An 18,695-nucleotide genomic window follows, 5' to 3' on the forward strand; every position below is an offset into this window, starting at 1 on the left:
ACCCACCCCGGCCGGCCCCGGCGAGCCCGCCTATTCCGCCGACACCTTCCGCCCCGCCCGGTCCCGCCGCCGCAGCAACAGCAAACCCCCCGCAAGCGCCGTGAGCCCCGTCGCCGCAGACCAGGCGACGAGGTCGGTGGACCCGGTGGCCGCGAGATCGTCACTCCTGGCGGAGGCCGCAGTCGCACCGGCGGAGGGCGTGGCCGACGGATCCACTGCCGTGGCCGAACGCCCCCCGGCGGGGGACGGCGCCGCGGAAGAGCCCGCCGCCGCGGAACCGGCCGCCGCCGAAACCTTGTCCCGCGTGAACGCCAGCGTCCCGAACCCCAGCTGGTCGTACCCCCCGCTGTCGGGTCCGTAGTCCCCGCCCCCGCCCTCGGGTGCCGCCTTCGCGGCGATCCGGGTGAGGTAGGGCGCCGACAGTCCCCGCCGCTTGGTGTAGTGGTTGGCGATCATCGCCCAGATGGGCCGGGTCATCGTCGGATCGACCCCGGCCGCGTCGGACGCCGTCTCGGTCCCGGACCAGCCCCCGATCGCCCCCTTCTTACGGGTGTTGGCGGTGTAGGACACCTCGCCGCCCAGGCTCCACTTGGCCACGTACTGGGCGCCCTTGAGGAAACGGCTGTCGTCGTAGCCGTACAGGTCGATGCCCTGGTTCCACGCCATCTCGCAGACCGTGCCCATCAGCCCGACCCCGAGCAGCGCGTGCCCCTGGTCGCGCCCGGCCTCCAGCCACTCGGCGAGGCCGTCGTCCTGGACGACGGGTATGGCGTGCTTCACCGCACCGAGCCCGGAGCCGTTCTTGAAGTACTCGACGGCCTGCTCGACCTTCGCGGTGTCGTCGCAGAAGATGCCGGTGGCGAGGACGCAGGCCAGGGCGGTGAGGTCCCAGTTGGGCCAGTAGTTGGTGACGACGGCGTCGTTGTGCTTGACCAGGAAGCTCTCGCTGAGCGGGGAGAAGACGGTGCTCAGCATCTTCTGGAAGCGTTCGAGCTCGAAGTCCGGCCGGTCGCGGACGAGTTCGGCGGCGTTGGCGGCCTGGTAGCCGTACAGCCCGGCGGCCAGGAACCGGTCGGCGTTGCCCGCGAGCGAAGTCAGCTTCGCCGACCAGGCGTTGAGGATCGCGACGGCGGTGTCGGCGTGCGCGGTGTCGCCGCCGACGTGGTAGCGCAGGCCGTTCTGGTAGGCGGCGTGCAGGTCGTTGTAGAGGATCGCGTAGTTCTGCCCGGCGCCGCCCCGGACCACGGTCTGCTGCGGGTTCGCCGTCCACCCGCTCTGGGCGTGCCGGTTGGCGGTCAGCCTGGCGTACCCGGCCGTGTAGGGCGCTGCGCCCGCCTTCACCTTGGCGGCCATCCGGTCCAGGTCGGCGCGGGCGTGCAGGAGGCCGGGGTGGGCGTATCCGGCCGCGGCGGCGGGGGTCGTGGGGACGGCGGCGGCCACACCGACGGCTCCGGCCGTCACGCCCGCCGCCTTCAGCACACTCCGCCGGCTGATCTGTCGAGGTCGAGTCAGGTGCATGCACCGGAGACGGCCGGGGACCACGGGGATAACGAAAACCCGGCCCCGGCGCTCCGGCCGCCCACGCTCCGGTCGTCGACCCCGGCCGCACGATCATGGGGGACGGTGGTCCGGTGCGCGCCCCCGCCCCCGCCCGGTACCTCCTGCCGGGGCGGCTCAGCCCCGCCGGTCGGCCACCGCCCAGGAGGCCAGCGCGACGGCACCCGCCACCCCGAAGACGGCCGGCCAGGCGCCCACCTTCTTGGCCAGCGGGTGCGACCCGGCGAAGGCGGCGACGTACGCGGCGCTCAGCGCCCCCGCGGCCTTCCCGCCCGCCCGCTGCCGCCACTGCTGCGCGGCCGCGGCCCCCGCGACGGCCAGCACGGCCCCGCCGAGCTCCCGCCTCCTCGTCCACCGGGCCACGCCGTACCCGCCGACGAGCCCACTCGCCGCAACCACCGAACTGGGCACCTTGCGCATGCCTGCCTCCTCGCCCTGACCTGTCGCTCACCTACGAGGCTAGCGTGGCGACGATCACGGGAAAGCAGGGGGGAAGGGGGGAGCCGTCGTCTAACTCCGCTCCGTCCGCCGCCGCCCGCCCGGCTCCTCCCCCTGCTTGTCGACGACGGCACGCTCCAGTACGGCACGGGTGTCGAACACGGTCCCCGCCTCGCCCATCGCGGAGTCCCGGGTGAGGACGGACCGTTCGCCGAGATAACCGAGGGTCTCCGGATCGAAGATCCACTCGGTGCGCAGGCCCATCGCCGTGTTGGTGCGGGCGATGGCGATGCCGCGCCGCCCCACGGCGTCCACCGCGTCGTCCACCTCGGCCACGCCGGGAATCCGCGCGGTGGCCCGGTAGATCGCCGAGGCGGTGGCGGACGGCAGGATCTGCTCCTGGACGAGTTCGCCGATCCGCTCGAAGACGGCCTGGTCCTTGTCGTCCCCGTCGGAGACTGGCGTCTCGGCGTAGAGCCGCTTCAGCAGCGCGTCCGGATCGGTGGGCAGGGAGGCCAGCCAGGCGTAGGTGGGCCGGTCGATCCCGGCGCGTTCGCCGGGGGAGCCCTTCGGCACCAGGATCCTGATCGGGCTGTCGCCGTTCTCGTCGCGGATCAGCCCGTACTTGATCAGCGGCCCGGGTTCCTGCGAGAACCACACCTCCCGGTCCTGCGGCGCGCTGTGCTTCACCGGCTGCCCCCAGTCCGCCTCGTTGTCGACGGACCGGGTGCGCACGTACACCCACTGGCCGTCCTGCACCGCCGCGACATCGGTGCGCATCGCGACGGCGGCGATCCGGTCGAGCGTGACGGCCGCGCTGGGGCTGCCTCCCGTGGGCGTGCCGCTCGCGCCGCCCCGGGCCGCCGTACCGCCGTCCCCCGTACCGACCCCCACGGTCACCCCGACGGCCAGTGAGACGGCGACGGCGGCGGCACCGACGACGAGCGCGGGCCGCAGATACCTGCGGACCCGGGGCATGGAGCGACTGTTCTCTCCGCCACGGCCGCTGTCACGGTCGATGAGCTGCATCAGAACATCCTTGTGCTGGGAGTGACGCCCGGAAGGCAGCCCCGTCCCGAGCGAACCGGCCGGCAGCAACCGCGCCAGTTCCGCCAGTTCCCCGAGTTCGTCATGACCCTCCTGCTCGGCACCTGCCGTCGGGTTGGGGTTCATCGGGCTTCCTCCTGAATGGGCAGGGCCACGAACGCGGCCTCACTCCCTACCTCTCCGCGACGGGCACGCGGTTCCATAAATCCCATAGGCGAGTTATGCGCACCACGCTCCTCGCCCTCCTCGACGAACCCCCGCAGCCGGGCCCGCGCCCGCGACAACCGCGACCGTACGGTCCCGACGGGCACCCCGAGCGCCTCCGCAGCCTGCGCGTAGTCGAGCCCCGCCCACACGCACAGCGCGATGACCTCCCGCTCGTGCCGTCTCAGCCGGCCGAGCACCCGCCGTACCTCCGCCAGCCGTCGCGCGTCGTCGACCCGCCCGGCGACCTCCTCGGCGAAGTCACCGACCTCCTCGTCCTGCGTCCGCCGGGCCAGGAAGGCCAGCCGCCGCCGCAGACTCCGATCGGCGTTGCGTGCCTTGTTGGTGGCGATCCCGAACAACCAGGGCCGCAGCGACCCCCCTTCACCCTCCACGTCCCCCCGCCCCCGCCAAGCGGCGAGGAACGTCTCCGACATGACCTCCTCCGCCACCGACCAGTCGCCGGTCAGCCGCAGGGCATGGTGATAGACGGCCGTGGCGTAGAGCTCGTACAGCTCACCGAACGCCGCCCGCTCCCCATCCCGCACCCGCCCCCGCAGCAGCCTGTCGCGGCCGTCGCCGTCATCTCCGTCATCGCCGCCGTCGGCACGGTTCTCGTTGGACCTCACACCCCTACCTCTCCGCCCCCTCGGAGGAGTTCCCGTGGCCTGGCTCACACCTCCCGTCACGTCAGGTCATGTCAGACCGCTGCCGCGCACGATGAAAGTGGCGATGTCGTGGGTGGGGCAGCACCCCTGCAGGACCGGTCCGTGATCCGGTGGTGTGCTCCAGATCGCGCTCTCCGCTTCCCCCGGTCCGGAAGGGGTCGGCTCGAGGGCGTAGACGATCAGCAGCTGGTCCGGGTCCTCGGGAAGCAGCAGCGTCCGGAAGGTGGAGGTGAGCGAACCGAGCAGCGGGTGCCGGAGGCGGTAGGTGCCGTGCATGGGGTCGACGACGTCCTGTTCGTTCCACAGCCGCAGGAAGTCGGGGTCAGTCGCGGCGAGTTCCGCGATGAACGCGTTCGTCTCCGGGTTCTCGGGATGGCGGCCCACTTCCAGACGCAGCCAGGCGACGATGTGCCGTGCCATGACCTGCCAGTCGAGCACCAGCTGCCGGATGGCGGGTTGCCGGTACACCAGGAGGGCCAGGTTGCGCTCCGGTACGGGGTCGAAGTCGAGGAAGATCTTCGAGGCGGGGCGGTTCCACGCCAGTACCTGCGTCCGGCGCCCCATGGCGAACACCGCGGTGTCCGGCATGTTGTCCAGCAGCCATTGGGTGCCCTCCGAGACGCTGTCCGCGGCGGGCGGATGTCTCCGGTTCCGGTCGGGGCGGGCGAGATTGTGCAGATGGACACGCTCCAGCTCGTCCAGACGCAGCGCGCGGGCTACCGCGTCGAGTACGGAAGCGGAGACCTTGTCGTTGCGTCCCTGTTCCAGTCGGACGTAGTAGTCGATCCCGACCCCGGCCAGCTGTGCCAGTTCCTCACGTCGCAACCCCGGCACCCGGCGAACCCCTCCGAACGTCGGCAGACCCACCTCGGACGGGCTCAGCCGGGCGCGTCTGGACTGGAGAAAGGCGCGGAGTTCGGTGCGTCTGTTCATGGCCGGTCATGGCCCTTCTGGCCGAATTCAGTTTGGCTGGAATCGTAGACAGGCCGGCTGTGACCGCGTGACCGAGGGCGGAGGCACGGCGCAACACCGTGAGCCAGGGGCCCGCTGGACCCCTCCCATCCGCCCGGACGACCCGGGAGGCTGGGTCCACGCGCCGCGCGGCCCGTTCGGGGGATGCGGGTCGGCGGCGCGTTGGACCAGTTGCCCGGAGAGGAACCGAGGAACAGCACGAAGGCCGGATTCCGTCGGCGGGACATTCCCGTACGCGACCTGCCCCGCCGGCTATGGCGGGCCTTGCCGCGGTGACCGTCAGCGGTGCCACACCGAGAAGACGGCGATGCCCTCGAAGCGGCTGCCTCTCGCCGGACCGGAACACGATCCGAGCGCGAAGCGCCCCATCGGCCGGAACCTCCCGAGTCCCACCTCGATATCGCAACAACGGAAGGCACTCGCATGATGGTTGACGTCCGGCGTGCAGCAACAGCGGGGGCGGCGTTCCTGCTCGCCTTCGGAGGAATGACCGCCTTGACGGTCGGCCCCGCCTACGCGGTGGACTCCGCCTGCAGCGGCTACCAGGACAAGACCTTCTCCACCCCTGGCAGCGACGTGCACTTCGCGGTCAATCTGTGCATCGAGCACTACTCCGAGGGCGGGTACGAGGCCACCGCCTACTACACGTGGTCGGGAGGCGGCGGCACGGATCTCGACGACAACCGGAAGTTCGACCAGTTCGACCTCCAGGTGCGGGTCGAACAGCACGACCCCGACCTCGGCGACATCGTCAAGGCGTCGCGTGTCTGTGACCTGAGATACGACATCAACACGTCAAGCGCCTGGAGCGGCACCTGCGGGAAGTGGTACAGCCACAGCAGAGCGCTCACCTGGAGCGCCGACGGGACCGTCACGTACGACATCGACCGTGACGGCAAGGGCGCACTCCCCGCCTGGAACCTGGGCGGCTCCGCCCGGATCGACTGACCGGGCCGACCCGGCCGCCCTCGGCCACTCCGGCCGAGGCGGCTCCCTGGCCTTCGCCGCCCCGGACCACGACCGCGCCTCCGGCTACCTCATGAACCACATCATCGAGGGCGCGGAGAACCCCCGGGCGAGGGAGCGGGGGAGGCGATGGGACGCTCGTTGGCGTAGGACCCACCGTCCCCCCCCCCGGATCACGCAGGACTTCCTGGTCCGTCGAGGACGAGTGGGTCGCGCATCATCGCGGCGAAGACCGGAGAGTCCGGGAACGGCTGCTGTTCGCCGATCTTCTCGTACCCCCAACGCTCGTAGACGGCCTGGACTCTGCCGTCGCCCGCCTTGGGGTTGACCAGCAGGGTGACCCGGGATTCCGACCTGCCCGCCAGGAGATCGTCGTGGATGCGCCGCGCGAGCCCGGTCCCGCGCCAGGGCCGCCGGACCACGATCTCGTTCAGCGCGAGCGTGCGCTCGCCCGTCTCCGCGGTGTACCCGTCGGGCAGCGGGGCGGTCATCGTCGTCCACCAGCGTGTGCCGGGCAGAAGCGGAGTGGCGTACACGAAGCCGGCGGGCTCGACCCCGTCGTACGCGACGACCGCCTCCCAGCCGGACACCCCCCTGTGCCTGCCCAGCCGCTCGTCGAAGCGTTCGGCGGAGTGGAACGGGCCGGTGAGCCCGAAGTCCCGCCGCCGGACCTCGACATGAATGTCCACGAGCGTCTGCCGCACCCGCTCGAGGTCGTCGTAATGCCGCAGCTCAAGGGTCACAGAAGCTCCGTTTCAAGTCCCAGCCGAGCTACATTTCATGACTCTTCATCATGCGTTGCCCATCATGCCCAACTCTCACAGGGAGCAAGGGCGTTGCCAACAGCAGGGTGATGCTCAACGGTCAGCAGCGCACCAACTGGAGTTCTAGGCAGGCACAGGGCAATCCGCGCAGCGAAAGCTTCGGGGAGTGCCGTTCGAGGCGGCGGGGTTTCCCTCGAACTCGGAGAAACCGCCGGTGTCGTTTTGATACACGATGCCAATCCCGTGTTCAGCGAGCAGATCACGGAGATCTTCGCCGGGCAGCGTTGGTGTGAGCACCATAAGGTGGAGAGGCTGATCGTGGATGAGATTTCTCAAGTGGTGCCGGGCGTGGAGGAGTTGAGCAAGGGCCTGGGTGATCGACTCGCTTGCTGCACTACCCGTCGGCTCATACAGTGTATTGTTCGTTTGGTTGTATAGGTCGAATAAGAGTCGAGTCGTCGAATTTCGCATTGACAACTCCATTTGAACTATATTTTCTCCAGTTGTGGTTTCTCGCTCCTCGAAGGCGTCTGCCAGAGCGTCGCGGGTCGCTTCTACCTGGTCGACGTCGGTTGGCTGCTGGTGCTGGCGCCTCTGGCGGCGGTATGTCCGGGCGAGGCGACCTGCAGTGCGATGGAATCGAAACCTCGAGCTGGGTGCCGGTGGGAGAGTGTCGGAAGTTTCACGTATGTGAGGGCCAATGGGGCGCAATCGAAAGACGATGACATTGCGGTCTTGGCCTAATTCGTCTTTGGCCTCCCGTATCTCGAATGGCTTGCGTTCGTCAACCTTGAATCTTCCTATATATCTATGCGTTCGCGTGTCGCTTCCCGGGACCTTTCCTACCGCGATGAAAAGATGTAGAGTGCGCCTCTTGTCGGCATGTTCTAGGATTGCGGCATTTCCACCGCTAAGGACCTGATCGCCCCGCTTGCCGACTCCGGTGTAGGTAAATATTGGGCCCATGGTGTCGTCCTCGGCGAGCCATCCATCGCGATATCCATAGCGCTCGCCAATCTTGCTGTCCGAGAACAGGAGAACGTTCCGTTTCTCCACTGCTGGGCAGATTCCGGCGTAGCTGCTTCCGCCGAGTACGGGATGGATTTCGTCACGCGTGAGGATGGCGCCGGGCTGAAACCCGGGCGTGGGCGTTGTCATGAGTCGAGATTAATGGTTGCGGTGCTCACGGCGTGCGGGGGGAGCGGCAGAGGCGGCCGAGAGGGATGTTGTGTCTGTGCTGGGCCCAGGCGAGGATGGCCCGATGAGCGATGCAACTGGCACAGTCGTCTCGGGCGTTATCGCTTTCGTGGCCGCGGTTATCGGGGCTGTGATCGCTGGTAGGTACGCCAAGCATGGAGCAGAGGTCGGCGGGCATAAAGCGGTTGAGGCAGCACTGGCGCAGGTGCACGGTCAGGCGGCGGCGGAGCACTGGCAATGGGTGCGTAGCCAGCGGCATCAGTCCTTTGCTGCCCTCATCGCGGCGTATGCGGCTCTGGATGAGGTATTTTCCCGTATCACGCCCGAGGTCCGAAATGGGCGCCGACTTGATGGGTCAACGGGGAGTGAGGTGCGAGAGCGCACCCTCGAACTTCAGGAAAAAACTAGTCAATTAGCACTATGGGGACCGAGTGAGGCAAGTTCGCTGGCTTATGCGCTCACGGGAAAGTCGGTCGAGGCGGTGCGGGCCCTGCTACATGTTGAGGATGTGAGCTCTTCGGGTCCGAGCATGGATTGGTCCAGTTTCAGTCGGATAAGAGGCGAGATGATGGAGGCGCACGCCGCCTTCCTCCAGCGAGCTGGTGAGATCATCCGCGATCCGCGACAGCCGGTCAGCTAGCAGGTTCCTGCCTGTATTGAGGCAAGAGCCCCTATGAAGCTCTGCCACGCCGCATTGCTCAACGTAACTTGGGGCCCCGGGGCAACTTTGGAGTCGCGCACCGCGATTGCCTCGGTGAGTATCGCTACCTCCAAGCACTCACCCCCCATGCCGTTGCTATAGCTGCTCTTACGCCACTGGACGCTGGATGACGGCATCATCGGGAGTGCTCCTCCAAGAGTTTCGTGATCAGCAGGGTTGAGCGTTGGGGGCTCAGCGCCAAGGCTCTGAGATGGTCGAACGCCTTCGTGTAGAGGGTCACATCTTTGGGCTCTTCGAGGTAGACCGAATCGGTAAGCCCCTCTCGATAGACCACGTCAGGGGCCTCCTGCTCCGGAAAGCCGAGGATCGTGTATGACCCGGTGGTGGGGTAGGCGCCTGCGTCGAGCGGCAGGACCTGGACGGTCACGTTCTTCAACTTACTGATTTCCAGCATACGTTCGAGCTGGCGGGACATGACCTGGCGGCTGCCGACCAGGTGCTGTAGTGCACTTTGATGCATAACGGCCCACAGATCGGGTGCGCCCTCCCTGGTGAGCAGCTCTTGGCGACGCATCCGGACGTCGACCATGCGCTGGATATCCTCTGGGGTGTGGTCGACCCAGGCGCGGCACTGCTCGGCTGCGTACTCATCGGTCTGAAGCAGGCCTGGGATGAACTCTGCTTGGTAGTTGCGCAAGGTGGAAGCGGCCTGCTCGAGGCCGACATACACAGAGAACCAGGCGGGGATTGCATGGCTGTGGGCATGCCACCATCCCTTCGTCTTGGAGTCCTTGGCCAGCGACTTCAGGAGGTCGCGTAGCTGTTCAGGGATGCCGTAGAAGCGGCTTAGAGCGTCGACGTCTGAGGCTTGGACTCGCCCCTGTCCCGTCTCCATGCGGCTGACCTTGGAGCTGCTCCAGTCCAGCTCCTTGCCTACTTGGCTGCAGGTTAGGCCACTCTCCTCGCGTAGTCGCTTGAGCTCAATCGCAAGCCGGCGACGGCGAGCCGTGGGGGATCCAGCCATGTCAACTCCTCGGGGATTGGTGGCAGGTCCATCCCATCGGAAGGGGCACGAAAGACCAATCACCCTAACGAGGGAATCCCTTCGTGCATGTTGCAGGAAGGGACAGTCGCTGCAACTCTGTCACTGGCAGTCACCACTAAGTGTCAGTGCGCGACGATGCGTGAAAGGTGAGCGAGATGCTCTACGTAAGTGGTCGTGTCGGACGGGAGCCCTGGCTCCACACGTTCACTGCCGATCCAAAGGAAGTCGCCCAATTGAGGCGCATGTTGAAGCTCCGGCTCATCCTGTGGGGGCTGCCCGATCACGTCGACGCGGCGCAGATCTGCGTGTCCGAGCTGGTGACCAACGTCATTCAACATGTGGGCGAGGGAACGCCCACAAAACTGCGCATGGAGGTCTCTGAGCTGCATCTACGTTTGGAGGTTGAGGATCCCGATCCGCGAGTGTTGCCCACGTTGCTCGCTGCCAACAGCAACCTGGAATCGGGACGGGGCATGGCACTCGTCGACGCCATGACGGACCACCGGTGGGGTGTGATCCTGCGCGCTGACTCCAAGGTGGTGTGGTGTGAGCTCGCTGTTGAAGCCGCCACCTGTAGCCGGTCAAGCGGTCCCCGCGTCACGCGGGCTGAGGCGATCTTTGAGTTGTACGGATCCTGGTCTTCCCCGCGCGGTAGAGCCACCGCAGGGCGTGGCAGCCTGCTGGATAGGGCAGCGGCAGCAGAAGCTGCCATTGAGGTCATGGCCGACGTACTGCACTGGTTGCGTGCGCACGGTCATGACCCCGGTGACGTACTCGACCGGGCCCAGACTCACTTTGAAGCTGAGATCGGTGGTGTTGCATGAAGGTCGTCGAGACTCCTAACCCGCGGTGATGGCCGAGTACAACCACACATCCGCGGGCAGCTCATGGTCCAGTTGCCAGGTGATGGCCATGGGTCTGGTGCCCTCATGTCGGACGTATGTCGCAGGGCCGAGCAGCATCCACGGTTGGGCTTTGCCGATGTCGGTGTCCTTGTAACGCCGCATGAACAGCAGTACGTGACTGCCACGTTGCACGTGCTGTTGATAGCGCAGCCCAGTAGGGGAGGTGTCAGCGGTCGTGCTCTGGGACTCCCAATGGAAGAGGGCAGGGCTCAATGCATAGTCCTTGTACCGGACGGTTGGGGAGAAGTCCTTTTCGTTCTTCTCAAGCGTGATCAGCAGCGCGTCCGTCAGGTTGGGCTCGTCCCACAGGACGCCCTGCGCGAACGAGCCTGGCATCTGTCCGCCGAGGCGAGCGACGCCAAGCGCGGCCAGAATCTCGGAGCGGTTGTATGCGCTGTGGATCTTCAGAGGGATGTGGGCATGCGGGCCATCCAGGGGGATGGGGAAGTGGTCGGCCTGACCCATCGCGTGCTCGAGTACCTGTCGCAGCTCGCTACGGAGGGCTCGCTGCTCCCGCAGTGATTCAAGGCCCTGCGTGTAGGAGCCGAAACCACCAGCTTTGTCCCAGAGATTGAAGAAGAGCATCCGTGCGTATGTTTGGTCCCTCGGGTTCAGATCCTCGTACGTAGGGGCGTCATCGCTTAGCAGGCGGGTATATGCCTCAGCGCGTTCGAGGTCGTCGACATGTAGGAATGCGTGCACGCGCTTCAAGAGGTCTGCTTCGCCTGCCTGTTCGGGCAGATTGGCCAGGCCGGCACGGCGCAGGATGCCTGTCCACGAGTTGTTTGATTTGTACAACTCCTTGATTTCGCGGCGACTCTCTCTGAGGTAGTCGGCGAGGAGCGGTGTATCAAAGGTCCTGACTTCCTTGGCAAGAGTCTGAACGGTTGCCTTTATCTGCATGCGGATGTTTTCCAGCACGAGGTCCTTGGACTTTCCTTCAAGGATGATCTGGCAGCCGGACGGCAGTAGAGGGAAGTCGCGCTCAGCATGCTCAAGGAGCCGATTGCGTGACAGGTTGGTCATCGCACGGAACTGCTCCTCAAACCGGAACTCAGCGCGATGCTGGCCAATGAAATCGAGCACAGTGAGTACGGGTTTGTCGGGCGTGCGGCGCAATCCTCTGCCGAGTTGTTGAAGGAATACCGTGGCACTGTTCGTCGGGCGCAGGAGTAGCAGCGTATCGACGTCGGGGATGTCCAAGCCCTCGTTGAACAGGTCTACGGAGAAGATGACCTGGATTTCTCCGGCTTTGAGTTCGGACAGGACTCGGTCGCGGAGTTCTGGTTTCGACTCGCTATCCAAGGCGGCAGCCTTGAACCCTGCGTCCTGGAAGCATTTCGCCATGAAATGGGCGTGCTTTCTAGTGACGCAAAAGCCCAGCGCCCGCATGCTCGTCGGGTCGGACACCTTGTCGCGCACCTGCTTGATGACGATGCGGGCCCGAGCATGATCAGCGGAGAACAAGTCGCCGAGTTGGCTCTGATCGTACGTTCCTGAACGCCAATTGAGGCGGGTGAGGTCCGTTCCATCGGGCACGCCGAAGTAGTGGAACGGGCAGAGGAGGTCGTTGTCGAGCGCCTCCCACAGTCGCATTTCGGCGGCGATCCTCCCCTCGAAGAACTCGTCTTGCACATTCAGCCCGTCGGTACGCTCAGGAGTGGCAGTGAGGCCGAGGAGCTGTTTGGGCTTGAAGTGGTTAAGAACGCGGCGATACGTTGTGGCCGTAGCGTGATGGAACTCGTCAACAACGATGATGTCGAAGTGATCCGGGGCGAATTGTTCGAGTCTCTGGCCAGTAAGTGACTGGACGCTAGCGAAGACGTGCTGCCAGTCGCGCGGTAGTTCGCCGCTGAAGAGTGCCTCGCCGAAGGAGGCATCGTCGAGTACTTCACGGTATTTGCGTAGCGACTGCTTCAGGATCTCCTTGCGGTGAGCCACGAAGAGCAGTCGCGGATACGGCTTGCCGCCCCATTGCTTGTGTAGATTGCGGTAGTCGAGGGCGGCCATGACGGTCTTGCCTGTCCCGGTCGCGGCGACTAGCAGGTTGTGCTGGTGCCCACGAATCTCACGCTCGACGCGGAGCCGCTCCAACATGTCTGCTTGGTGCGGGTACGGTCGAATCTCAAGGCCCGAGAGGCTGATCTTGGAGTCCTGGCCGGGCATCGAACCACCCGCCACTCCCAGAGCTTCGTCCAGTTTGCGGGCGTCGCGGTCCGGGTCGTAGGGCTCGAAGGCGATGTCATTCCAGTACGAGTCGAAGCTGGCCTCAAACTTGCTCAGCACGGCGGGTGTCGCGACAGACGACAGGCGAACGTTCCACTCCAAGCCGTCCAGAAGTGCGGCTTTAGAGAGGTTGGAGCTACCTACATACGCGGTGTCGAAGCCGCTATTGCGGCGGAACAGCCAGGCCTTGGCGTGCAGGCGAGTCGAGCGGGTCTCATAGTTGACCTTCACTTCCGCACCGAAGTCTCGGACCAGACGGTCGAGGGCACGTCGGTCGGTGGCGCCCATGTACGTCGTGGTGATGACACGAATCGGGACGCCGCGCTGGGCAGCTTCGCGGAGCGAGCTTTCCAGGACACGAATGCCGTACCACTTCACGAAGGCGCACAGCAGGTCAACACGGTCCGCCGTGGCGAGTTCGGCCCGCAGTTCGAAGCCGAGGCTCGGATCTTCAGGAGAGTTGGTAAGGAGCGAGCTCTCAGAGAGCGGTGTGGCAGGACGGATGGCATAGACGCCGGGCGCTTCCTGTTCGGCTATGGCAAGCAACTGACGGGGGCCGTCCACCACCGCATCGATCCACTCGCGGGCGCCGTCAACTGTGCAGAGAGAGTCCAAGATCTTGTTGGCGGCCACGACCTGCTCATCGAGGGGCAGGTCGCGCAGGACACGCCGCATGATCTCCGCAACATGGCGGGCCAGCACATGCGGCGCGGATTCCTTGCTGACCTCCCCCTCGACGGCCTTCCACCCAGCCGCATCCAGGTCCTGCATGCGCTGCTCTAGCCGCCGGGTGATCAGTGTCTCGTACAGGCCGACGACGGGCGTTGAGCTGTCAACCGACTCCGGGCGCATGAAGGATCCCTCTCACCGATGTGATCGCTGAGTCGGTTGTATCAGGAGGCACCGACAAGTCGTGCTGGCTTTTCTGCGGGCTACGCCTTCACGCTCCGTGGCACCCCTCATAGGCCTTCCCCGACCCACACCAACAACCAGCCCCCCGCTGCGGCGGCCAAGCCACTGCCCGTCCCCGCGCCGCCAATGTCGTCGCGTACTGCGGGAGGAGGTCGCCGTCTGCCGGGGATGCTCCCTCCGACGCCGCGAAGGCCTCGTAGGAGGGGACGGTTCCGGTCACGATGCCGAGGTTCGCCGTGCCGGAGGCGGAGAGCTCGCGCAGGGAGCCCTCTATCGTCGCCAGGTGTTCCTCGTGGGACGGGTACTCCGTTTCCAGGGAGGGGTACGCGACGACCAGTTCCGCGAGTTCTTCCGCCGGCCAGTGCAGGACCGCCACCGGGAAGGGGCGGGAGAGGGCCTCGCGGTAGGCGCCCAGCTCGGCTCGGAGGCGGGAGATCTCCGCTTCCAACTCCGCCGGGTTGTCGGAGCCCAGGGACCACACCCGCTTCGGGTCGTGGAGTTCGTCCAGGGAGACGGGGGAGGAGTGGAGGGTGTCCGCCAGGGTGTCCCAGTTGTCGTGGGGCAGGCCCAGCATGCGGCGGACGCGGTGGCGGCCGAAGAGGAGGGGGTGCGTGGCGTAGGGGGGTTCCGGGACGTCCGTCAGCAGCAGGCGCGCGGCCTCCGTGAACGTCGCCTCGGCCGCCTCGAGCTCGTCGTGGGACTCCAGGGACTCCGCGACGATCACCCAGGGGGCGGGGTCCCGGGGCGCGGCCGCGCGGACGCCCTCGATGATGGCTCGGGCCTCGGCCTCGTGGTCGTACTCCCAGAGGTTCGAGGCCTTCAGGGCCCGGACCAGGTGGGGGGTGTCCAGGTCGGCCGGGGACGACAGCAGGCGGTCGTAGAGGGCCGTGGCCGCCGGGCGGTCGCCGGCCAGTTCCAGGTGGGCCGCGGCCTGCAGCAGCAGGGCCTCCGCGTCCTCGGGATACAGGCCGGCGGTCCGCTCCAGGCGTGCCGCTTCGGTGGTGTGGTCGACGTTCTCGGCGGGCGTGTCGGGGCGCATGGACGACACCGTACTGCCCGCCGCTGACAAAAGTGAGATAGCTGCAGGCCAGGGGCGGCCCAAGCCGGTGGCTCTAGATCGTCACGCCGTCGATCTGCAGGGTTTGGACCGACTTCGCCGCGAACGGCACGCTCACGGTCTTCCCGCTCAGGTAGGTGTCCGAGTACGCCTTGTACTGGTCCCCGCCCGTCGTGACGGTGTTCCAGCGGGGGACCAGGCCGCCGGTGCCGCCGGTCACCGTGGTGAAGTTCGAGAGGTTGAAGGTCAGGGTCTGGGCGGAGGTGGATGTGTTCAGGGCCACGATGACCAGGCGCTTCGCGCTCGCGTCGTACGCGGCCGTCGCGTAGCTCACGCCCGTGTCGAGGATCTTCATCCCCGGGCGGATGTGGCGGCTGAACTGGGCCATGACGTAGTACTTCGTCTGGACGGCCCCCGCCTGCAGCGTGCTCGCGTCGTACGCGATCATCGCCCAGTTCGTGGACGGGTCCATGACCTGCCAGTAGACCCAGGCCGTGGGGTGCAGCCAGCGGAAGTCGTAGAGGAGGTTGAAGGCGAGGGTGTAGCCGGTGCCGTCGTTGTCGCCGGTCTCGGAGTTCCACAGGGCCTTGCCGGCCGTCGTCACGACGTCCGTGTAGAGCAGGTCGCGGCGGCCGCCCGAGCCCTGGTAGCCGTGGACGTTGACGCGGTTGACGTACCCCTTCGTGGTGGAGGAGAAGGAGTTCCACGTCGTGCGTGCCAGGTCGTAGCTCGTTTCGTCGGATGCCGCGATCTTCGTCGAGGTCAGGCCGCGGCTGTCCAGCTCGCTGCGCATGTACGGCAGGACGGCCGACTGGACCGTCGCGTCCATGTGGCAGCCCTCCTGTGTGCCGGTCGCCGTCCACCAGGAGGACGACGGCTCGTTGAAGGGCTCGACCGTCGCGAAGTTCACGCCCCAGTTGTTCTTGGCGTACAGCGCCACGGCCGCCAGGTGGGAGGCGTGCTGTCGGTAGTTCCAGGACTGGAGGTTGTTGCCGCCGCCCGAGGCGCCGGAGGGGTTGTGGTTCAGGCACATCCACCACATGGGGGAGTTGGCGAACAGCTCGGTCGTGGCGCCGCGCGCCACCGCCTTCTGGAGCATGGCGCGCTGGTTCGCGTCCGCCGTCCAGTCCCACGCGGAGGACGTGGGGTCCTCGTTGTTCCAGTCCTGCCAGTAGCCCTCGATCTGCTTGTACGCCGGGATGTTCGCGGAGGCGACCATGCTCTCGCCGCTCACGGTGTTCCAGCTGCACGCGCCGAGGTTGTAGCGGGCGATGTTGAGGCCGAGGCCGGGGAGGGCCGTGCCGTTGTACGTCACCGAGTTCGTCGTGAAGAAGACGTCGGCGAAGTCGGTCCGGCTGCCGAATACGTTCGCCCACCAGGCGAGGGAGGTGCCCCAGCCCTCCCAACTGCCGTACGACGTCGAAGGGCTGACGGCGATCGTCGCGTCCGCGCGGGCCGTGCCCGTCGCGAGGGCGGTTCCGAAGAGCGCGCCGCCGGTGGCGGTAAGCAGTGTCCTGCGTCGGATCATGGCTACTCCGCTCCGAGTTGTGGCCGGTCCCGTTCGGCCGAATCGAAGCATCGGGTGTGGCGTGTGAGGTTGTCGAGGGTTCTGACAGCCCTTTCTCAAACCTGTTGAGGAAGGGCCGGGGGAAGGGTGCGGGTGGGTTCGAGGGGGCGAACAAGGGGGCGGGCGCGAGGCGTTTTGTCGCGTACGGCTCTGGAGACCTTGCCCCCTACCCCTTATGGTGCCCGGCGTGCGGACACCCCTCGTACAGCACAGCACCCGGCGGCGGCGCGCCCGGTACCGGCGGGTGCTCTGGAGTGGTGCCGAACTCCTCGTCACCTCAGGGGTGTTGGTCCTCCTCCTCGTCGTCCATCAACTGTGGTGGACCAATCGGGAGGCGAAGGAGGGGGCCGAGCGGAAGGTGGAGGCGCTGGAGCGGCAGTGGAGCGACAGCGGGGACGGGGGCTCCGGGGGCGGCAGTGCCGGCGGTGGCGGGTCCGGGGACAGTGGCTTCGGTTCCGGCTCCGGTGGCGGGTCGGCGTCCGGGGGAGCGGGCGGTGGCGCGAGGCAGACCTCCGCCGGGCCCGGTCTCTCCCAGGCCTACGCCGTCCTGCGCATTCCCCGCCTCGGTCTGCGTGTGCCCGTCGCCGAGGGCACCAGCAAGCCGAAGGTCCTCAACAAGGGGTATGTCGGCCACTACACGCACACCCAACAGCCGGGGCAGGCGGGCAACTTCGCGCTCGCCGGACACCGCAACACCCACGGTGAGCCCTTCCGGTACCTCAACCACCTCAAGAAGGGTGACGAGGTCAAAGTGGAGACGCGAGACGCGATCTACACCTACACCGTCGACCAGGTCCTGCCGCAGACCTCGTCCCGTGACTCGGGTGTCATCAGGCCGGTGCCCCGATCCCTCACCAGGCCCGCCTACGGTTACCAGGACCCCGGCCACTACCTCACCCTCACCACCTGCACCCCCGAGTACACCTCCCGGTACCGGCTGGTGGTGTGGGGGAAGCTGGTCGGGACGGTGCCGCGGAGGTAGGTGCGGTGCCCGCTCCCTGCTCCCCTACGCCCCTGGACCCCCGGCCCTACGCCTGCCCTTCCAGCGCCTCGCGTACGGCCGTCAGGATGGCCGTCGCGTCCGCGCCGAGGGCGCGGGCGGAGGAGGTGAAGTCGCGGGTCAGAGCGGCCAGTTGGGCGGGATCGTAAGCGGCCGGCTCGGAGGGGAGCGCCGCGACCCGGGTGCCGGCGCCGCGGCGGGTGCGGATCAGCTCGGCGGCCTCCAGCTCGCGGTAGGCGCGGGCCACGGTGCCGGGCGCCAGGCCCAGGTCGGCGGCGAGCTGGCGTACGGTCGGCAGGCGTTCGCCCTCGGGCAGCCGGCCGGTGAGGATCAGGGCGGCGAGCTGGGCGCGGATCTGCTCGTACGGCGGTACCTGGCTGGTGGTGTTGACGCGGACGGCGGGCTCATTCATGGTCCACGGCCCGGGGGACGACGATGGTGAACAGGCACCAGACCAGGGTGAACAGGCTCAGCAGGCCCAGGGGGTAGATCACCAGGGCGGTGATGTTGCCGAGCATTCCGGCGCACTGGGAGTAGAACAGCACTCTGCCGATCATCCCCAGGACGAGCAGCAGCTGGCTGGAGACCAGCAGGCCCCAGGCCGCGGTGATCGCCCAGCTGCGGTCGTGGCGCTGCTGGTTCCCGCCGGGGCGGTGGGCGATGCGGCGCAGGGCCCAGACGCAGGCGGCGGTGCCGAGGGTGAGGGAGGCGAGGATCGGGGTGGCGTAGTAGAGGCCCGGCCAGGGGCCGAGGTGCCGGGTGCGGCCGACGGCGCAGGTGACGGCGAGGGCCCGGCCGGCCCGGCCCGCGCGGTCGGAGTCCGCGACGGTCGTGCCGATGGCCAGCAGCACCACCACGCATGCGGTCTGGAGGAGGAGCAGCGGGGCCATGCGGGGTGGTACGTGGTTCCGGACCCGGCGCGGGGTGAGGCCGGCGGTGCGGACCGCGTCCTGCGGGGGCGGGGTGAGCGAGTCGCCGAGCAGTACTCCGCCGACCGCGCAGAGGCCGAAGGCGGTGACGGCGGACACGAAGGGCATGGCCATGTCGTCGCTGTCCATGGTGGCCAGTGCCTGGGCGACCCCGGCGCCGAGGGTCAGTCCTGCCCAGCGGGCGCAGAGATCGGCGCGGGCCAGGAGTCTCTCGGGCGGGACGGTGTCGAGGTCGAGCATGGAGCCCCCGGGTCGCTGCTTGTATCAAGTGGTGAGTACAAGATGCCGTGGGCCGGATTTTGTGTCAAACACTTGATACAAGTGCGCCGGGTCTTTGCACACCCGTCCTCGGGCGGGTTGGGTGCGGGGCGCGACGCGGCCGGACGGGCGGCGGGCCTGGGGGGCGACCGGAAAGGACCCGCCCGCCTGGCGGCCCGAGCGTGAGCAGTCGGTTGCAGGCCTCGAGGACCCGGGCCGGGGAGGAACCGGTCGGCGGCGCCCGGCCGGACGCGCCGGCGTCGGGCTGGTTGAGGATGGCCTGGTACAACAGCCCGTCGAACGCGGAGACCCCCACCGCGGC

18 protein-coding genes are annotated in these 18,695 nt (G+C 67.3%); 4 read left to right on the plus strand and 14 right to left on the minus strand.

Translation table 11 applies throughout. The annotated features are described in order from the left end of the window. Positions 1-30: 30 nt before the first annotated feature. The 5 genes from ABT057_RS17255 to ABT057_RS17275 all read right to left on the minus strand — a co-directional run bounded on the left by ABT057_RS17255 (position 31) and on the right by ABT057_RS17275 (position 4,847). Complete coding sequence (locus ABT057_RS17255; protein WP_352343884.1) at positions 31-1,518, minus strand: alginate lyase family protein; 1,488 nt, start codon at positions 1,516-1,518, stop codon at positions 31-33. Between the two features lie 156 nt (positions 1,519-1,674). Then, positions 1,675-1,977 carry a hypothetical protein gene (locus tag ABT057_RS17260; RefSeq protein WP_352343885.1) on the minus strand — a complete coding sequence of 101 codons (303 nt, stop codon included), beginning with the start codon at positions 1,975-1,977 and terminating at the stop codon, positions 1,675-1,677. 90 nt (positions 1,978-2,067) lie between these two features. Then, positions 2,068-3,168 (minus strand): CU044_5270 family protein, encoded by a 1,101-nt coding sequence (locus ABT057_RS17265; RefSeq protein ID WP_352343886.1) that lies wholly within the window; start codon positions 3,166-3,168, stop codon positions 2,068-2,070. After that, entirely contained in the window at positions 3,165-3,806 is a 642-nt protein-coding gene (locus tag ABT057_RS17270) for an RNA polymerase sigma factor (protein WP_352343954.1), read from the minus strand. The genes ABT057_RS17265 and ABT057_RS17270 overlap by 4 nt, the downstream gene beginning before the upstream one ends. Before the next feature lie 135 nt (positions 3,807-3,941). Next, a complete protein-coding gene (locus tag ABT057_RS17275) occupies positions 3,942-4,847 on the minus strand; it encodes a helix-turn-helix transcriptional regulator (protein WP_352343887.1) in 906 nt (301 codons plus the stop codon). A gap of 525 nt (positions 4,848-5,372) precedes the next feature. On the opposite strand from ABT057_RS17275, the gene ABT057_RS17280 reads away from it, so the two are divergent. Beyond that, positions 5,373-5,834: a hypothetical protein gene (locus tag ABT057_RS17280; protein WP_352343888.1), complete on the plus strand. Its 462-nt coding sequence runs from the start codon at positions 5,373-5,375 to the stop codon at positions 5,832-5,834. A 191-nt stretch (positions 5,835-6,025) separates the two neighbouring features. Here the strand turns inward: ABT057_RS17280 and ABT057_RS17285 are convergent, their stop codons facing one another. Both ABT057_RS17285 and ABT057_RS17290 read right to left on the minus strand, forming a co-directional pair. After that, on the minus strand, positions 6,026-6,595 hold the full coding sequence (locus ABT057_RS17285; protein WP_352343889.1) for a GNAT family N-acetyltransferase: 570 nt from the start codon (positions 6,593-6,595) through the stop codon (positions 6,026-6,028). Between the two features lie 144 nt (positions 6,596-6,739). Beyond that, complete coding sequence (locus ABT057_RS17290) at positions 6,740-7,774, minus strand: SRA domain-containing endonuclease (protein WP_352343890.1); 1,035 nt, start codon at positions 7,772-7,774, stop codon at positions 6,740-6,742. Between the two features lie 103 nt (positions 7,775-7,877). On the opposite strand from ABT057_RS17290, the gene ABT057_RS17295 reads away from it, so the two are divergent. After that, positions 7,878-8,453, plus strand: coding sequence for a hypothetical protein (locus tag ABT057_RS17295; protein ID WP_352343891.1), 576 nt, complete (start codon positions 7,878-7,880; stop codon positions 8,451-8,453). Here ABT057_RS17295 and ABT057_RS17300 read toward each other — a convergent pair. Together ABT057_RS17300 and ABT057_RS17305 are read right to left on the minus strand one after the other, a co-directional pair. Continuing rightward, on the minus strand, positions 8,450-8,653 hold the full coding sequence (locus tag ABT057_RS17300; protein WP_352343892.1) for a DUF397 domain-containing protein: 204 nt from the start codon (positions 8,651-8,653) through the stop codon (positions 8,450-8,452). The two genes, ABT057_RS17295 and ABT057_RS17300, sit on opposite strands and share 4 nt — an antisense overlap. Then, positions 8,650-9,498, minus strand: a complete 849-nt coding sequence (locus tag ABT057_RS17305; protein WP_352343893.1) for a helix-turn-helix domain-containing protein — start codon at positions 9,496-9,498, stop codon at positions 8,650-8,652. The genes ABT057_RS17300 and ABT057_RS17305 overlap by 4 nt, the downstream gene beginning before the upstream one ends. Positions 9,499-9,674: 176 nt before the next feature. Between ABT057_RS17305 and ABT057_RS17310 the strand changes: the two genes are divergently transcribed. After that, positions 9,675-10,343 carry an ATP-binding protein gene (locus ABT057_RS17310; RefSeq protein WP_352343955.1) on the plus strand — a complete coding sequence of 223 codons (669 nt, stop codon included), beginning with the start codon at positions 9,675-9,677 and terminating at the stop codon, positions 10,341-10,343. 15 nt (positions 10,344-10,358) lie between these two features. Here ABT057_RS17310 and ABT057_RS17315 read toward each other — a convergent pair whose 3' ends face one another. From ABT057_RS17315 to ABT057_RS17325, 3 genes are all read right to left on the minus strand, one after another. Continuing rightward, a complete protein-coding gene (locus ABT057_RS17315) occupies positions 10,359-13,502 on the minus strand; it encodes a DEAD/DEAH box helicase (RefSeq protein ID WP_352343894.1) in 3,144 nt (1,047 codons plus the stop codon). Positions 13,503-13,590: 88 nt separating this feature from the next. After that, positions 13,591-14,601, minus strand: a complete 1,011-nt coding sequence (locus ABT057_RS17320) for an SEC-C domain-containing protein (protein ID WP_352343895.1) — start codon at positions 14,599-14,601, stop codon at positions 13,591-13,593. Between the two features lie 73 nt (positions 14,602-14,674). Further along, entirely contained in the window at positions 14,675-16,147 is a 1,473-nt protein-coding gene (locus ABT057_RS17325; protein WP_352343896.1) for a glycoside hydrolase, read from the minus strand. Between the two features lie 214 nt (positions 16,148-16,361). Here ABT057_RS17325 and ABT057_RS17330 point away from each other — a divergent pair, with 214 nt between their 5' ends. Continuing rightward, positions 16,362-17,168 carry a class E sortase gene (locus ABT057_RS17330; protein WP_502973931.1) on the plus strand — a complete coding sequence of 269 codons (807 nt, stop codon included), beginning with the start codon at positions 16,362-16,364 and terminating at the stop codon, positions 17,166-17,168. Positions 17,169-17,214: 46 nt separating this feature from the next. On the opposite strand, the gene ABT057_RS17335 is transcribed toward ABT057_RS17330, so the two are convergent. Continuing rightward, entirely contained in the window at positions 17,215-17,598 is a 384-nt protein-coding gene (locus ABT057_RS17335) for a GntR family transcriptional regulator (protein ID WP_352343898.1), read from the minus strand. Beyond that, complete coding sequence (locus ABT057_RS17340) at positions 17,591-18,355, minus strand: hypothetical protein (RefSeq protein ID WP_352343899.1); 765 nt, start codon at positions 18,353-18,355, stop codon at positions 17,591-17,593. The genes ABT057_RS17335 and ABT057_RS17340 overlap by 8 nt, the downstream gene beginning before the upstream one ends. Positions 18,356-18,695: the final 340 nt, after the last annotated feature.

The organism is Streptomyces sp. NPDC002588, assembly GCF_040295925.1.
In the GTDB taxonomy this organism is placed as follows: Bacteria; Actinomycetota; Actinomycetes; order Streptomycetales; family Streptomycetaceae; genus Streptomyces.

Coding starts and splice junctions, on each gene's coding strand:
- ABT057_RS17255 (WP_352343884.1), bottom strand. CDS start 1,518: ATGCACCTGACTCGACCTCGACAGATCAGCCGGCGGAGTGTGCTGAAG.
- ABT057_RS17260 (WP_352343885.1), bottom strand. CDS start 1,977: ATGCGCAAGGTGCCCAGTTCGGTGGTTGCGGCGAGTGGGCTCGTCGGC.
- ABT057_RS17265 (WP_352343886.1), bottom strand. CDS start 3,168: ATGAACCCCAACCCGACGGCAGGTGCCGAGCAGGAGGGTCATGACGAA.
- ABT057_RS17275 (WP_352343887.1), bottom strand. CDS start 4,847: ATGAACAGACGCACCGAACTCCGCGCCTTTCTCCAGTCCAGACGCGCC.
- ABT057_RS17280 (WP_352343888.1), top strand. CDS start 5,373: ATGACCGCCTTGACGGTCGGCCCCGCCTACGCGGTGGACTCCGCCTGC.
- ABT057_RS17290 (WP_352343890.1), bottom strand. CDS start 7,774: ATGACAACGCCCACGCCCGGGTTTCAGCCCGGCGCCATCCTCACGCGT.
- ABT057_RS17295 (WP_352343891.1), top strand. CDS start 7,878: ATGAGCGATGCAACTGGCACAGTCGTCTCGGGCGTTATCGCTTTCGTG.
- ABT057_RS17300 (WP_352343892.1), bottom strand. CDS start 8,653: ATGATGCCGTCATCCAGCGTCCAGTGGCGTAAGAGCAGCTATAGCAAC.
- ABT057_RS17305 (WP_352343893.1), bottom strand. CDS start 9,498: ATGGCTGGATCCCCCACGGCTCGCCGTCGCCGGCTTGCGATTGAGCTC.
- ABT057_RS17310 (WP_352343955.1), top strand. CDS start 9,675: ATGCTCTACGTAAGTGGTCGTGTCGGACGGGAGCCCTGGCTCCACACG.
- ABT057_RS17315 (WP_352343894.1), bottom strand. CDS start 13,502: ATGCGCCCGGAGTCGGTTGACAGCTCAACGCCCGTCGTCGGCCTGTAC.
- ABT057_RS17320 (WP_352343895.1), bottom strand. CDS start 14,601: ATGCGCCCCGACACGCCCGCCGAGAACGTCGACCACACCACCGAAGCG.
- ABT057_RS17325 (WP_352343896.1), bottom strand. CDS start 16,147: ATGATCCGACGCAGGACACTGCTTACCGCCACCGGCGGCGCGCTCTTC.
- ABT057_RS17330 (WP_502973931.1), top strand. CDS start 16,362: ATGGTGCCCGGCGTGCGGACACCCCTCGTACAGCACAGCACCCGGCGG.
- ABT057_RS17335 (WP_352343898.1), bottom strand. CDS start 17,598: ATGAATGAGCCCGCCGTCCGCGTCAACACCACCAGCCAGGTACCGCCG.
- ABT057_RS17340 (WP_352343899.1), bottom strand. CDS start 18,355: ATGCTCGACCTCGACACCGTCCCGCCCGAGAGACTCCTGGCCCGCGCC.